This is a genomic window from Amycolatopsis sp. NBC_00348 (assembly GCF_036114655.1).
In the GTDB taxonomy this organism is placed as follows: Bacteria; Actinomycetota; Actinomycetes; order Mycobacteriales; family Pseudonocardiaceae; genus Amycolatopsis.
Genome location: NZ_CP107994.1, coordinates 1,289,097 through 1,302,515, shown reverse-complemented (window position 1 = coordinate 1,302,515; position 13,419 = coordinate 1,289,097). Strand labels below are relative to the sequence as shown.

The following is a 13,419-nucleotide window of genomic DNA, read 5'->3' as shown; positions in this document are numbered from 1 at the left end:
TGATGCCGGCTGCCCGCCGGCGGTCGATCCGGACGAGTGGGCGCCGGGCGCCGGCAAGGAATCGATCACCGGGAACCATCGCGAGGTCCGTCGCCCGCCGCGCGGCGCAACCTCGTCGCGAGGCGATCGAACGCCACCGCGAGCTCGTCCCCGTCGATCACCTCGATGTCGACGTCGAGCTGTGTCATCCACAACGCGAGCCGGTCCGGGTCGTCGGAACCCACCTCGACCTGGCACGTGGACTCGTCGACCACCTCGATGTCGACCGGGATGTGGATCTTCGCGGCGATCTTGGCGGCGGGAGCACGCATCAGTACGCGGGCGCGGTACTTCCAAGCTCCCTTGCTGATGCGTCCGACGACGAACTCGACGACATTGTCCTGCGGGATCACGCGCGGCCGGAACCGCGCACCCGTCGGTGCGTGCGGAACCATGCGGTCGACCCGGAAGACCCGCCAGTCGTCACGGTCGAGATCCCACGCGAGCAGGTACCAGAGCGTTTCCCAGTTCACCAGCCGTTGCGGTTCGGCGTGGCGCGCCTCTTCCTCGCCCCCGCGCTTCGTGTACCCGAACCGGAGCCGTTCGTGGCCGCGGATCGCGGCGGCGACCGCGCCGAGAACCGAGAGATCAAGCGGCGGCCCAGCCCCGGGAACAACGCTCGTCGCCTCGCGTACCGCCTCCACCCGCCGTCGCAGACGCGAGGGCAGCACCTGCTCCAGCTTCGCGAGCGCGGTGAGCGATGTCTCTTCGACCCCCAGCCTCTGGGCCGCGACCGCACCCAGCCCGACCGCGACGGCGACGGCCTCGTCGTCGTCGAGCAGCAGCGGGGGCATCGCCGTACCGGCGGCCAGCCGGTGGTACCCGCCCGCGACGCCGCGGCGCGCGTCCACGGGATACCCGAGCGACCGCAGCTTGCCGATGTCGGCGCGCACGGTCCGGGTGCTCACGTCGAGCCGGCCGGCGAGCTCGGTGCTCGTCCAGTCACGCTTGAGCTGGAGCAACGACAGCAGTTCGAGCAGACGCGCCGAGGTCTCCAACATGTTCTCGATCATGTCAGCAATAGCGGAAGCCAACCTGCCGCATTGTCTGCGAACGTCGATGTCATGACCGAGAACAACACGCTCACGCCGTTCCGCATCGACATCCCGCAGACGGACGTCGACGACCTGCGCACCCGGCTGGCACACACCCGCTGGCCGATCCCCACGCCGGGCCGGGACGATCGCACCGACTTCAGCCGTGGCATCCCGCTGGTGTACCTGAAGGAGCTCGCCGAGTACTGGTGCGACGGATTCGATTGGCGTGCGCAGGAGGAGAGGCTCAACGAGCTCGAACAGTTCACGACGGTCGTCGACGGCCAGACGTTCCACGTCGTCCACGTTCGATCGGCGAACCCACGGGCCACCCCGCTGGTCCTGAACCACGGCTGGCCGGGATCGTTCGTCGACTACCTGCGACTCATCCCGCTGCTGACCGGCGAGTTCCATGTCGTCATCCCGTCGCTGCCCGGCTTCGGGTTTTCCACCCCGCTGGCCGGGACCGGCTGGGAGCTGGCGCGCACGACGGACGCCTACGCCGAGATCATGACGCGTCTCGGCTACGAGAGGTTCGCGGCCCACGGCACCGACGTCGGTGCGGGCACCACCGGTCGCCTCGCGGCGATCCACCCGGAGCGTGTCATCGGCACGCACATCGGCTGCGACCCCCGGCTGCTCGGGTTGCTAGGCGTCAAGTTCCCCTTCCCCGAGGGCCTGTCCGATGACGAAATCGCCCAGATCGAGGCAGTGCGCACCGAGGACGCGGCCGATCACGGGTACCTCCTGATGCAGGACCACCGTCCCGACACGATCGGCGCGGCGCTCACCGACTCGCCGGTCGCCCAGCTCGCGTGGATCGCCGAGAAGTTCAAAACCAGGACCGGCGGCGCCTACCGGACGCCGGACGAGTCGGTCGACCGCGACCAGCTCCTCACGAACATCAGCCTGTACTGGTTCACCCGCAGCGGCGCGTCGAGCGCGCAGTTCTACTACGAGTCCGAGCACTCCGGACTCGACTTGGTCATGGCCTCCGGTGTGCCGTCCGGATGGGCCGTGTTCGACACCCACCCTCTCGTGCGCCGCGCGATGGACCCGGGGAAAGCGATCGGCCACTGGAGCGAGTTCACCGAGGGAGGTCACTTCCCCGCGATGGAGGAGCCGGAGCTGCTCGCGGACGACATCCGCACCTTCTTCCGCGGCATTTCCTGAGTCTCACGGCTCCACCACGAATCCCCATTCGCGCGTGGACGGTCGGCAGTGGACCATCGGCCTGACGCCGGCCGCGCTCATCCTCTGGTCCGGCAACGTCGTCGGAGCCCACCGCCGCGGACTCGAAGCGGACGTGGTCCGCACGCACTCCACTGGGCTGCGAACCTGCTCAACGGCCGCGCCACCGCCGCATGGGATTCACTTTGGACGAAGGTCATCGATGTCTTGCACCTGCACGGGCCGGCTCGCCGGCAACACTTCCCCCGTCGTCCCTGTCATCCTGCCTGGCGCAGACCCGGCCACCGGCGTACCGGTCGCACTGCGCGGTCGGCAATGGCTCGACCTGCGAGCCGGAGTCACCGACCACAGCGTCTCCAGCCTCGTCTCATCCCTGCGCAGGCAACGAGATTGATCGCATTCATCACAGCTCTGGCTGTGAAAGCGCATGACTCTGCGGCCCCACCGTGGACCTGGCGCAACCGGCCTCGCGGTTTCTCACCTGCGTCGAGCACGTGTGCAGCAAAGTGTTCTCGGACCGCGGGGACATTCGCCGGCGCTACTGCAGCCCTCGCTGCGCGACCCGCGCACGTGTTCGTTCCCACCGGGTCAAACGCACCACGGAGGACGGTTGACCGGCAGCCGCCCAGGTCGCGAGGGCCTTTTTCGACCGTCCACAAAGGATGAGATCACCGCCTCGGCTCGGGCGACGGCGTCCGCGACAAGCACTGATTCCTCGAAAGCCGGCGCGCGCGCATCACCCCCGGCCAGGCAGGCCTGCCCGCATACGGCGGCAACCGGCGGGTGAAGGGGCTGCGTCGCGAAGAGGTCGCGATGCTCTCCGGCATTTCGATCGCCTACTACGTCCGGCCGGAACGCGGCAACCTTTCCGGCACCTCGGACAGCGTGCTCGACGCGCTGGCCCGCGCGTTGCAGTTCGACGAGGTCGAGCGCGAGCACCTGGTCACTCTCGCGCGGTCCGCCGGGCCGGTGCCACGCCGGCGCACCACGTCACCGCCCGTGCGCCCGGCGGTGCACCAGGTGCTCGACGCCATTGTCGGCTCGCCCGCGTTGATCCGCAATGGACGCCACAACGTCGTCGCGATGAACCGCCTGACCCGCATCCTGTTCGCTCCGGCGCTCGCGGACCCGCGCAGGCCGGTCAATCTGACCCGCTTCGTTTCTCCACCCGGACTCCGGCGACGTATTCCTCGACTGGGAGAGCGCCGCGCGGGAAACCGCCGCAACGCTGCGCCGCGAGGCCGGCCGCAATCCGCACGACAAGGCATTGAGCGACCTGATCGGCAAGCTCAGCACACAGAGTGAATTCTTTCGGCAACGCTGGGCGGCGCACGACGTGCGGGTGCACCGCAGCGGCCGCAAGCGCCTGTACTTCGCGCAACCGGCGGGTCTGCCCGCGCTGCCAGGGCTCAGTCACGCCGTTGCGTTCTCCGGACGTCAGGTCATCGTGTCCGGACAGGTGCCGCTGAACGCCGCCGGTGAGTTCGTGGGCGAGGACGTCGAGGCGCAGTTGCGGCAGGTGTTCACCAATGTCTCCAACGCGCTCGTTGCCGCGGGCGCGGAAATGAAGGACGTGGTCAAGCTGACCGTGTTCCTCACCGACATCGCCGACGCTGCCGTCTACCGCACCGTTCGCGACCAGTTCGTCGATACGGACAACCCGCCTGCCTCCTCGCTGTTCCAGGTGGGCGCGCTGATCAACCCGAAGTTCCGTGCGGAGATCGAGGCACTGGCCGTCATCTGAGCGACCAGGCCGGCGTTCACCCGCGAACGCCTTCCCCTGCGGGCGGCGTAGGAGGCGAAGCTCTGCCTGCTGCCCGCGTCGAGGAGTACCGGCCACGTAGAGGGGCGCGGGACCTGGAACTACCATCCGGTCATGCGTGACGAGGACGGTGCCGGAGACCAGCCTGGGCGAGCACGGTCCTATCGCAAAGCCGAAGAACGGCGCGAGCAGGTCCTGGCGAAGGCGATCGAGCTGTTCGCCCAGCACGGCGTGGACACCTCTCTGCGCTCGATCGGGGAGTCGATCGGGGTTTCCCACGCCGCGCTGCGGTACTACTTCCCGTCGCGGGATGACCTGCTGATCGCCGTCTACCAGGCACACGAGGCCGCCGACGACGAGGAAGACGGCAAAGCACTGCCGAGCCAGGACGGCGACTCGGCGACCGCGGTGATGAAACGCAGCGCGTTGCGCAACCGCGAGGTCCCGGGCCTGGTCGAGCTGTACGCGACGCTTACCACCGACGCCCTGCAACCCGACCGCCACCCCGCTGTGCGGGACTTCGTGTGGCAACGATTCCGGCGCGTGCGCGCGCAGCTGGCCGAGATGGTGCGCGAGGGACAGAGCACCGGCTCCGATGTGGACGCCGACGACGCGGCGGCCCTGCTGGTGGCCGCGTCCGACGGCCTGCAGGTGCAATGGCTGCTCGACCCGGAAGCGGTCGACGTGCACCGCGTGCTGAGCCTGCTGGAACGGCTGGTACTGGGGTCAACGCGCCCGCGTCATGACGGCGAGACCGAGCACGGCGGCCAGCCCGAATCCGGCGGGGACCAGGAACACCAGCGGTAGCCCGATCCAGGCCGCACCCAGCCCGCCGGCCAGACCGCCCAGCGCGGAGCTGAGCGCGGTGGAACTCAGGAAGATCGCCGAGGCGGTGGCCACCGCCTGCGGCAGGAGTCGCTGCGCGACGATGATGCCCAACGTCGCGAACACCCCCCAGACCCCGCCCATCAGGATCTGCCCGGCGAACAACCCGGCCGCGGTGCCGGTCAGCGCGAAGCAGAGGTTCGCGCTCACCCCGAACCCGGCGGCCAGCACCATCAGGCGGACCTCGCCCGTCCGGCGTGCGACGACCACCGCGATCGGCATGAGGACCAGCTCCACCAAGGGCTGAATGCCGATGATCGCGCCGCTGAGCGCCGGGCTGAACCCCAGCCGGTCGTTCATGTAGATCGGCAGGAAGGCGTACTTGACCGACTCGCCGGCGTAGACGCAGATGTAGAGCGCCGTGAACGCGAGCAGCGGCAGCATCACGCGGACGCCGGGCCGGTGCGCCCGGGACGACGCCGAGGCGGGGCCGGCCGGACCCGGATCGCGCAGCGCGCCCAACGGCACCAGCTGGGCCAGGGTCGCGACGGCGGTCGCTAACAGCATCACGCGGGAGCCGGCGACGGCCGCCAGGAACGACCCCGCCACCGGCCCCACGACCCAGCCCGCCGTGAGCGCCATCCGCACGATCGCCACGACCCCGTCGTTGGCCGGTCTCGGGCGCAGCGTCGCTTGATCGTGGATGGCGGCGAACAGCTGCGACGTCGCGGCACCGGCGAAGCCGAGCACGACCGCGCTCACCACGAACGGGACCCACAGCCGAGGCGCGAGGGCGATCGCGGTCCAGCCGGCGAACCCGACGACCGCGCACAGCCTGAACAGCCCCAGCCGTGAACCGGTGCGGTCGGAGCGGGCGCCGACCAGGTAGCCCGCCACCGGCGCGGTGAGGTTGGTCAGGTAGTACAACCCCGCCACCGTCAGCGACGCGTGCAACTCGCCGACCAGGAACGACGCGATCTGCGGGGCCGCGGCGGAAAACCCCAGCCCGGACAGGAACAACGCCACCGTCGACCGGAGGTACAGCGGGGTGGACCACACCAGCCGCAACGCCGTCTGCCCGGGCTGTCCGGTCCCGGCATCGAGACCCGCTCCGCCCCGCGCACCGGGAGGTTGTCCGCTCATTCCGCGAACTTACCCTCAAGATTCTTCCAATGGAAGAATCTTGAGTGCAGCCGAGCCCGATCGTCGAATCCCGCGGCTTCGGGATGTCGCCGAGCGCACCCAGCGGGCCGGCCGCGCCGAAGGCGCCGGGCTCTCGAACGCGTCGCCGCAGAACAACCACCGTGCCGACGGCGAAACACGAGCAGGTTTCCGGGCGTGCTGCCCAGCAGCTCATGTCACACGCACTGGTGTCGCACCGCCACCACCCCCGGACGGCTCCGGCTGCTGTCACGCATGACCCCACGTAGCACCAGACTGGCTCAGCACCTGCTTCGCCCACACCGGATCGACGAGACCATCGACGCGCTCCACCAGGCCCAGCCGGACCTCGACGTCGATCCTGGCGCCGCGGCGGCGCTGGCCACCGACTCGATGGACGCATCGATGACGTCTTCGGCGGTCTCGATTTCGGCGATCGCCAGCTCGTCGATATCAATGGAAATGAACTCGGACAACAATTCTCCTTCCAGGAACCGTCTTGCTTCTGTCCGGCGGCGCGGAAGAGGAATGGTTGCGGACGGAAGTGCCGCTTGCGCCACCCGAAGTGGATCGGCCCGGCATACGGCACGAAGCTGCCCCGCCGGCGCGGACGATGGCCTCCTTCACGCTCACCGAGGGCTTCACGGTGCGAGCGCGAGTCAGCCGGAGCGGTACGGGGCCGCGCGGCTCGCGGGCTGGGCCACCACGTCGGCGGCGTCCCGGCGCCCACCGGAGGGGCCGGGGCCGCCGGGGGCGGCTCGGCGCAGACGCGCTTCAGCGCGTCTGTGGTGCCCGGGCCGAGAATCCGGAACGGCGGTTCCATCGTCGCGATTCGTCGATGGACGATTTCACGACGGATTGCAGTGCTGCCACACCTCGGGGTCGCGGTGGTCCACCGTTTCCCCGAGCTCGCCATGGAATTCCTCGAAGCCATCGCACAGTCGTGGCTGAACGACTCAGGAAACGTCCTGCGCCTGGTCGATCAGCTCAAGCAAGGCCGTAGGCCGTGAAGAACACCTCCGCCGCCCCGTCGGCGATCCTCGTCAACTCACCGTCGTCCGGGCGGGCCTCGGTGCCGGCGAACATCAGCTGGTTCATCGGCTTGTACATGACAAGGCCGGCGAAGTGGTACGCGGCGAGGGTCGGGTCGGCGAGCTCGCGCAGCAGACCGCGGTCGGCCATCCGGGACAGCGCCTCACCGAGCAGCACCAGCGAGCGCTGGAAGCCGTGCTCGAACCACTTGCCGGAGATGGCGGGGAACCGGTCGGCCTCGGCCAGAACGAGCCGGCGGAGCTGGATCACCTGGGGTTCGCAGATGTCGGCGGCGAACCGGCGCGCGAGATCGCGCAGCGCCGTCGCGGCATCCGTCGCCTCGTCCAGCGCTCCGTAGAGCGTGGCGAGGCGGGCGCCGAGCTGCGCGTTGCTGCCGAGGATGACTTCTGCGAACAGGTGCTCCTTGTCGGCGAACTGCCTGTAGACCGTCTGCTTGGAGACCCGTGCCCGCGCGGCCACCTCGTCCATGCTCGCGCCCAGGTAGCCATGCTGCAGGAACACCCCCGCCGCTTCGGCGAGGATCGCGCGTCGCTTACGGGCCGTGCGGCCCTCCTCCAGGCTCGTCTCGAGTTCACTGTCGATCCCGGCGCCCGGTGCCAGTTGATCCATGGTCCTCCTCCCGGCTGCCCACAGTGTACTAGACAGTCTCGTTCCTGTTTGGGTACTGTACGGTCTTGTTCCGGTCGAACCTGCGAACACGGAGAAGAGCCATGGGAACAGTGCAAAGCAAGGACGGCACGACAATCCACTTCGAGGTCCGGGGCAGTGGCCGGCCGGTGATCCTCGTGGACGGCGCTACGGCCTACCCGGCGGTCAGCCCGGATACCGTCTCGCTTGCCGAGGCGCTGAGCGAGACCTTCCGCGTGTACACCTACGATCGGCGCGGCCGGGGACGTAGCACCGACACGCTGCCCTACGCCGTCGAGCGCGAGATCGACGACCTCGCCGCGATCATCGCGGAGGCCGGCGGAACCGCAGTGCTCTTCGGCTGGTCGTCCGGCTCGATCCTGTGCATGGACGCTGTCGCGGCCGGGCTGCCGGTCACCCACCTCGTCGCGTTCGAGCCGCCGTTCGTGGTCGACGACGCCCGCTCGCCCCTGCCAACCGACTACGTCGAGCAGCTGGAGGCGGCCTGCGCCGCCGGGCGGCCAGGCGACGCGGTCGAGTTGTTCATGACGGCAGCGGTCGGCATGCCTCCCGAGTTCGTCGCCGACATGCGCCAGAGCGAGTACTGGCCCGTCCTGGAGGCGGTCGCGCCGACCATCGCCTACGACGGGCGGGTCGTGTGCGATGTGATGCAGGGCCGGCCACTGCCGACCGACCGGTGGGTGGGGATCGCCGTGCCCACCATGGTCGTGCACGGCAATGGCACGTTCCCGTTCCTGATCACGGGTGCGCGGGCGGCCGCGGAGGTGCTGCCGAAGGCGACGCTACAGGTCGTGCCGGGAGAGAACCACACGGCTGCTGCCGACGTGCTCGCCCCGGCGATCCGGCAGTTCGTCCAGGACCACTGAACATTAGCGGCGTGGGAGGGAGTCGGGATGGGGAAGATCGTCGTCACGGAGTTCGTCTCGCTGGACGGGGTCGTCGAGGCCCCGGCCGGTGAGGGCTTCGTGCACAAGGACTGGACGTTCGCCTTCGACCGGGGGGACGACGGTGAGCGCTTCAAGGTCGAGGAGGCGCTGGGCGCCGACGCGCTGCTGATCGGGCGTCGCACCTACGAGTCGTTCGCCGGGGCTTGGCCGCACGTCGACGACGAGCTGGGCGACAAGTACAACAGCATGCCCAAGTACGTCGTGTCGAGCACGCTCACGGATCCGGCGTGGAACAACACCACGGTGCTGGCGGGTGACGTGATCGCCGAGGTCACGACGCTCAAGGAGCGGTTCGACGGCGAGATCCAGGTGCCGGGCAGCATCCAGCTCGTCCAGGACCTGGTGGAGCACGACCTCGTCGATGAGCTGCACCTCATGATGTTCCCCGTCGTCCTCGGCACCGGGCGGCGGCTGATCGAACGGACCAGCGACATGTCGCGCTGGCGGCTCATCGACGCGCTCACGGTGGGCGAGGGGATCATGGTCACGACGTTCGAGCGAGCCCGCTCGATGTGATGTCCGGGGAGGTCGGGAACGTGGAAGGGGTGGGTCGCCGATCGCGGTGTGTCCGGGGCGACGGTCGTGGTGGCGGAGCCGGCCGGGCAACGCGGCTCGCCGTTGGGCCTTGCTGAGGTAGGGGCGGGTGAAGGCCCATTCGTCGAACAGGGTGCGGTTGAACCGTTCGACCCTGCCATTGGTTCGGGTGGTCGGTCTGTGACGAGTGGAGAATGCACAGATGCTTGCTGTCGCTGAACGAGTTCCAGAAGACAACACCGTCGTGATGGTCTGGCACCGTTACCCTCTGAACAGTGCGACGGAGACTGCGATTTCACCCCATCGCGTGCTCCGATGACGAGGGCATCGACCCAGTGCCCGATTCCGGCGGCGCCGAGGGTAACGAGCACTGACGCCGGCCTGCGTTCCGCGGACGGCTCCCTCCGGAGGAAATGCCGGACGTCGCTCAGTACTCGATGAGCGGAACGCCGCGGTCAGCGCGGCAGCGGGTTCGGCCGGCCGAACCCGCCGGTAACAGTCCACTGTGGACCGTCACCGGCGGGTCGGGCTCAGGCGGTGACGCGTGGCGTCTTCGGCAGCGCCCGGACGAACGCGCAGACCAGCACCGCGCTCGCCACGAGCAGCACCGCGCTGACCGCGAACGCCACGTGGTAACCGTGCATCGTGGCCTCCACCGCGTCGCCCGGTGTGGTGGCGAGGTAGGACGCGACCGACGTCGTGAAGATCGTGTTGAGCAGCGCCGTGCCCAGCGAACCGCCGATCTGCTGCGACGTGTTCACCAGCGCGCTCGCGACACCCGCGTCGGCGTAGTCGATCCCGCTCAGCGCGACGTTGTTCATCGGCGTGTACACCAGCCCCATGCCGACGCTCATCACGACCAGCACCGGCAGGATCAGGCCGAAGTACGACGAGTCCGGCTCCAGCAGGGTCAGCGCCAGCACGGCCACCGCGGCCAGCGCCGCGCCCAGCGTCATCAACGCCCGCGCCCCGAACCGGGGCAGGAGTTTCGCGGTGTAGGTCGCGGTCAGGACCACGCAGATCGGGAACGGCAGGAAGACGATCCCGGCCTGCAGCGCCGAATACCCCAGCGTCTGCTGGACGTAGTACATCATGAACAGGAACATGCCCATGCTGCCGACGCCGAGCAGGACCGACGTCAGGTAGGCGGTGCCGCGGTCGCGGTCGAGCACGACCCGCAGTGGCAGCAGCGGGGCGCGCACCTTCGCCTCGACGACGACGAACGCGGCCAGCAGCACCAGCGCGAACGCGATCAGGCCGAGCGTCAGGCCGGAGCCCCAGCCTTCACCGGCCGCCGTGGTGAAGCCGTAGACCAGCGCGATCAGGCCGACCGTGCCCAGCAGCGCGCCCGCGACGTCGTACCGCGCGCGGCCCTCGATCTTGCTCTCCCGCATGTTCGGCACCGCGAAGGCGAAGGCGATGGCCACCACCGGGATGTTGAAGAACAGGCACCAGCGCCAGCTGGCGTACTCGGTGAGCACGCCGCCGACGAGCGCGCCGACCGCGGCACCGGCGCCGCTGACCGCGCCGAAGATGCCGAACGCCTTGGCCCGCTCCCCCATTTCGGTGAAGGTGACCGTGATGAGGGACAGTGCGGCGGGGGCCAGCAGCGCGCCGAACACGCCCTGCAGCCCGCGGCCGACGAACAGCATCCAGCCGGTCGTGGCCGCGCCGCTCAGCGCGGACGCGACGGCGAAGCCCGCCAGGCCGATCAGGAACACGCGCTTGCGGCCCGCGTAGTCCGCGACGCGCCCGCCGAGCAGCAGCAGCCCGCCGAAGGTGAGCGTGTACGCGGTGATGACCCACTGCCGGTCCGCGTCGGAGATGTGCAGCGCGTTCTGCGCGGACGGCAGCGCGATGTTGATCACCGTGGCGTCCAGCACCACCAGCAGCTGCGCGGTGACCACCACGGCCAGCAGCACCCAGCGCCGGGGGTCCGGGGCCGGCGGCGCGGACACCTCCTGGGTGTCGGCGACAGCGCGGGCGGCGCGGTCTTCGGACATGTGCCTTCCTTTCTGTGGTCTGGCCGCGGGACCGGCTGGAGGCCGGAAACCGGCCTCCAGCCGGACAACGTCCTAGGCGGGGTTGCGCAGGACGATCAGGAGCACGCCGACCGAGGGGGCGCCGTCGCTCATCGCCTTCAGCTCTTCCGGGCTGGGCGCGATCTCCAGCACCTGCGTGATCTCCGGCGGCACGTCGTTGTTCTCGGCGTACTCGCGCAGCGGCCCGTAGAACCGCTCCTCGGTGTACTTGGTGTTGAGGGTGATGTCGGTGACCTCGACGACCTCCAGGCCGGCCGCGGCGGCGAACGTCTCGTAGTCCGCCTCGGTGACCAGCGGCGCGGTGTGCCACGACTCGCCGACCTCTTCCAGGTCCTTCTTCTTCTGCGCGTTGGCCGCGGCGTCCCGGTCGCTGAAGTCGGTGAGCGCGACGAACCCGCCCGGCTTGATCACCCGCGCGATCTGCTTGAGCGCCTGGACGCGGTCCGGCACGCAGACGATCGACTCGAGCGCGAAGACGTGGTCGAAGGAATCGTCCTCGAAGGGCAGCTCCATGGCGTCGGCACGCTGGAAGCGCACCCGGTCGGCGACGCCCTCACGCGCGGCGCGGGCGTTCGACACCTCGACGTCCCGGGCGCTGATCGAGATGCCGGTCAGGTCCGCGCCGGTGCGGATCGCCGTGCGCACGCCCGGGTTGCCCTGGCCGCAGCCGACGTCGAGGATGCGGTCCCCCGCCGTCGCGCCGAGCTTGCCGGTCAGGATGTCGGTCAGCCGGTCCGCCGCCTGCTCGAACGTGCTGGTGTCGTCCGGGCCGGTCCAGTAGCCGTAGTGCGTGCTGCCACCCAGGAACTGGGTCATCAGGTCGTTGGTCGCGTCGTAGAAGGTGCCGACTTCTTCGGGCTTGGGCAGCGACTCGGTGGTCATGAAGCTCTCCTTGACGTGGGGTGCGGTCGGATACACGAGCAGTGACTGGAAGTTCTCGGAAGTTGCGTGACTCCTCCCGTCGAAGGGGCCGCTCAGGTCGAGACGGCGAGCGGCAGCGTGTGCGCGTTGAACATCTGGTCGGTGCGGATGAACCGCGGCGGCTCATCGGGAATCGTGGCCAGGTGCGGGAAGCGGTCCAGCAGGGTGTTCAGCGCGACGCGCCCCTCCAGCCGGCCCAGCCCGGCGCCCACGCAGAAGTGGATGCCGCGCGAGAACGTCAGGTGCGGGTTGGGGTGGCGCTCCGGGCGGAACTCCGCCGGCGCGTCGAACACACGGGGGTCGCGGTTGGCCGTGGCCATCCACACCATCACCAGCTGGTCGGCCGGGATCGTCTCGCCGCCGAGCTCCGTCTCGGCCGCGGTCACCCGGGAGGTCACCGAGAACGGCGGCAGGTAGCGCAGCGACTCCTCGACCACGCCCGGCAGCCGGGAGCGGTCCTCGCGGGTGCGCCGGAACTCCTCCGGGTGCGCGTCCAGGCACAGGATGGTGTTGCTGAGCATCATCGTGGTGTTGAGGTGCCCGGCGAGCAGCAGCGTGTCGACGAGGCTCGCGACTTCCTTGCCGGTCAGGCGTTCCCCGTCGACCTCGGCGTGCACGAGCCCGCTCAGCAGGTCTTCGCGGGGCTTCTTCCGCCGGTCGTCGATGAACTGCTGCAGGTACTCGGCGAACTCCCGGTGCCGCTGGATGACTGTCTTCGTGACCTCTTCCTGGCCTTCGAAGCGGCCGACCAGCTGGACGTCGTCCGAAGTGGACGGCATCAGCGACTCGGCCTGCTTGCGGAACAGGTCGCGGTCGCCGGCCGGGATGCCGAGCAGCTCGCAGATCACGGTGACCGGCAGCGGGTAGGCCAGCTCGCCGACCAGCTCGAGCCGGTCCGACGACTTCACCTCGTCGAGCAGTTCGTTCGTCAGGGCCGCGATCTTCGGCTCCAGGTCGGCGACGACCTTGGCCGTGAACGCGTGGCTGACGAGCTTGCGCAGCCGGGTGTGGTCCGGCGGGTCCATGTACAGCAGCTCGTCGTAGGTCTCTTCCGGGTTGTCGCCGCCGATCTCGGCGCCCATCACCCGCTGCAGGTTCGAGGAGAACACCTTCGGCTTGCTCAGCAGCTGCACGTTCTCGGGGTGGCCGTAGACGTGCCACATCCGCGTCTCGGCGTCGTAGGCGACGGCCTTTTCGGGTTCGATGCCGCGCAGCCAGTACTGGCGCTCGTCGACCCCCCACTCGTCGAATTCGGTGAGCAC

At 69.3% G+C, this 13,419-nt stretch carries 13 protein-coding genes and 1 pseudogene; 7 read left to right on the top strand and 7 right to left on the bottom strand.

The genetic code is table 11. The features are described 5' to 3' along the window. Positions 1-65: 65 nt before the first annotated feature. Positions 66-1,040, bottom strand: coding sequence for a helix-turn-helix transcriptional regulator (locus OHS58_RS06055; protein ID WP_328647439.1), 975 nt, complete (start codon positions 1,038-1,040; stop codon positions 66-68). 63 nt (positions 1,041-1,103) lie between these two features. Here OHS58_RS06055 and OHS58_RS06050 point away from each other — a divergent pair, with 63 nt between their 5' ends. From OHS58_RS06050 to OHS58_RS06035, 5 genes and pseudogenes are all read left to right on the top strand, one after another. After that, positions 1,104-2,246, top strand: a complete 1,143-nt coding sequence (locus OHS58_RS06050; protein WP_328647438.1) for an epoxide hydrolase family protein — start codon at positions 1,104-1,106, stop codon at positions 2,244-2,246. Positions 2,247-2,710: 464 nt separating this feature from the next. Then, a complete protein-coding gene (locus OHS58_RS48710; RefSeq protein WP_442875522.1) occupies positions 2,711-2,878 on the top strand; it encodes a CGNR zinc finger domain-containing protein in 168 nt (55 codons plus the stop codon). Between the two features lie 121 nt (positions 2,879-2,999). Continuing rightward, a pseudogene (locus OHS58_RS06045) lies at positions 3,000-3,675 on the top strand (helix-turn-helix transcriptional regulator); the annotation flags it as partial. Between the two features lie 36 nt (positions 3,676-3,711). After that, entirely contained in the window at positions 3,712-4,008 is a 297-nt protein-coding gene (locus OHS58_RS06040; RefSeq protein ID WP_328649774.1) for a RidA family protein, read from the top strand. Positions 4,009-4,140: 132 nt separating this feature from the next. Beyond that, the gene (locus tag OHS58_RS06035; RefSeq protein ID WP_328647437.1) at positions 4,141-4,833 is read left to right on the top strand and encodes a TetR/AcrR family transcriptional regulator; all 693 of its coding nucleotides are present in this window, start codon (positions 4,141-4,143) and stop codon (positions 4,831-4,833) included. On the opposite strand, the gene OHS58_RS06030 is transcribed toward OHS58_RS06035, so the two are convergent. The 3 genes from OHS58_RS06030 to OHS58_RS06020 form a co-directional block, all read right to left on the bottom strand. Next, positions 4,753-5,994: an MFS transporter gene (locus OHS58_RS06030; protein ID WP_328647436.1), complete on the bottom strand. Its 1,242-nt coding sequence runs from the start codon at positions 5,992-5,994 to the stop codon at positions 4,753-4,755. The genes OHS58_RS06035 and OHS58_RS06030 overlap by 81 nt on opposite strands. Positions 5,995-6,293: 299 nt before the next feature. Next, a complete protein-coding gene (locus tag OHS58_RS06025) occupies positions 6,294-6,488 on the bottom strand; it encodes a hypothetical protein (RefSeq protein ID WP_326952304.1) in 195 nt (64 codons plus the stop codon). Positions 6,489-6,999: 511 nt separating this feature from the next. After that, positions 7,000-7,674 (bottom strand): TetR/AcrR family transcriptional regulator, encoded by a 675-nt coding sequence (locus tag OHS58_RS06020; protein ID WP_328647435.1) that lies wholly within the window; start codon positions 7,672-7,674, stop codon positions 7,000-7,002. Between the two features lie 101 nt (positions 7,675-7,775). Here OHS58_RS06020 and OHS58_RS06015 point away from each other — a divergent pair, with 101 nt between their 5' ends. Together OHS58_RS06015 and OHS58_RS06010 are read left to right on the top strand one after the other, a co-directional pair. Then, a complete protein-coding gene (locus OHS58_RS06015; protein ID WP_328647434.1) occupies positions 7,776-8,579 on the top strand; it encodes an alpha/beta fold hydrolase in 804 nt (267 codons plus the stop codon). 27 nt (positions 8,580-8,606) lie between these two features. Continuing rightward, positions 8,607-9,176, top strand: a complete 570-nt coding sequence (locus OHS58_RS06010) for a dihydrofolate reductase family protein (RefSeq protein WP_326950850.1) — start codon at positions 8,607-8,609, stop codon at positions 9,174-9,176. Positions 9,177-9,724: 548 nt separating this feature from the next. Here the strand turns inward: OHS58_RS06010 and OHS58_RS06000 are convergent. The 3 genes from OHS58_RS06000 to OHS58_RS05990 all read right to left on the bottom strand — a co-directional run bounded on the left by OHS58_RS06000 (position 9,725) and on the right by OHS58_RS05990 (position 13,419). Further along, positions 9,725-11,197, bottom strand: coding sequence for an MFS transporter (locus OHS58_RS06000; RefSeq protein WP_328647433.1), 1,473 nt, complete (start codon positions 11,195-11,197; stop codon positions 9,725-9,727). A gap of 72 nt (positions 11,198-11,269) precedes the next feature. Then, on the bottom strand, positions 11,270-12,118 hold the full coding sequence (locus tag OHS58_RS05995; RefSeq protein WP_326950852.1) for an SAM-dependent methyltransferase: 849 nt from the start codon (positions 12,116-12,118) through the stop codon (positions 11,270-11,272). Between the two features lie 92 nt (positions 12,119-12,210). Next, entirely contained in the window at positions 12,211-13,419 is a 1,209-nt protein-coding gene (locus OHS58_RS05990; protein WP_328647432.1) for a cytochrome P450, read from the bottom strand.

Excerpts from the sequence above, each read along its gene's own strand:
- OHS58_RS06035 (WP_328647437.1), top strand. The coding sequence starts at position 4,141 with ATGCGTGACGAGGACGGTGCCGGAGACCAGCCTGGGCGAGCACGGTCC.
- OHS58_RS06055 (WP_328647439.1), bottom strand. The coding sequence starts at position 1,040 with ATGTTGGAGACCTCGGCGCGTCTGCTCGAACTGCTGTCGTTGCTCCAG.
- OHS58_RS06000 (WP_328647433.1), bottom strand. The coding sequence starts at position 11,197 with ATGTCCGAAGACCGCGCCGCCCGCGCTGTCGCCGACACCCAGGAGGTG.
- OHS58_RS06015 (WP_328647434.1), top strand. The coding sequence starts at position 7,776 with ATGGGAACAGTGCAAAGCAAGGACGGCACGACAATCCACTTCGAGGTC.
- OHS58_RS06030 (WP_328647436.1), bottom strand. The coding sequence starts at position 5,994 with ATGAGCGGACAACCTCCCGGTGCGCGGGGCGGAGCGGGTCTCGATGCC.
- OHS58_RS05995 (WP_326950852.1), bottom strand. The coding sequence starts at position 12,118 with ATGACCACCGAGTCGCTGCCCAAGCCCGAAGAAGTCGGCACCTTCTAC.
- OHS58_RS06050 (WP_328647438.1), top strand. The coding sequence starts at position 1,104 with ATGACCGAGAACAACACGCTCACGCCGTTCCGCATCGACATCCCGCAG.
- OHS58_RS06020 (WP_328647435.1), bottom strand. The coding sequence starts at position 7,674 with ATGGATCAACTGGCACCGGGCGCCGGGATCGACAGTGAACTCGAGACG.
- OHS58_RS06010 (WP_326950850.1), top strand. The coding sequence starts at position 8,607 with ATGGGGAAGATCGTCGTCACGGAGTTCGTCTCGCTGGACGGGGTCGTC.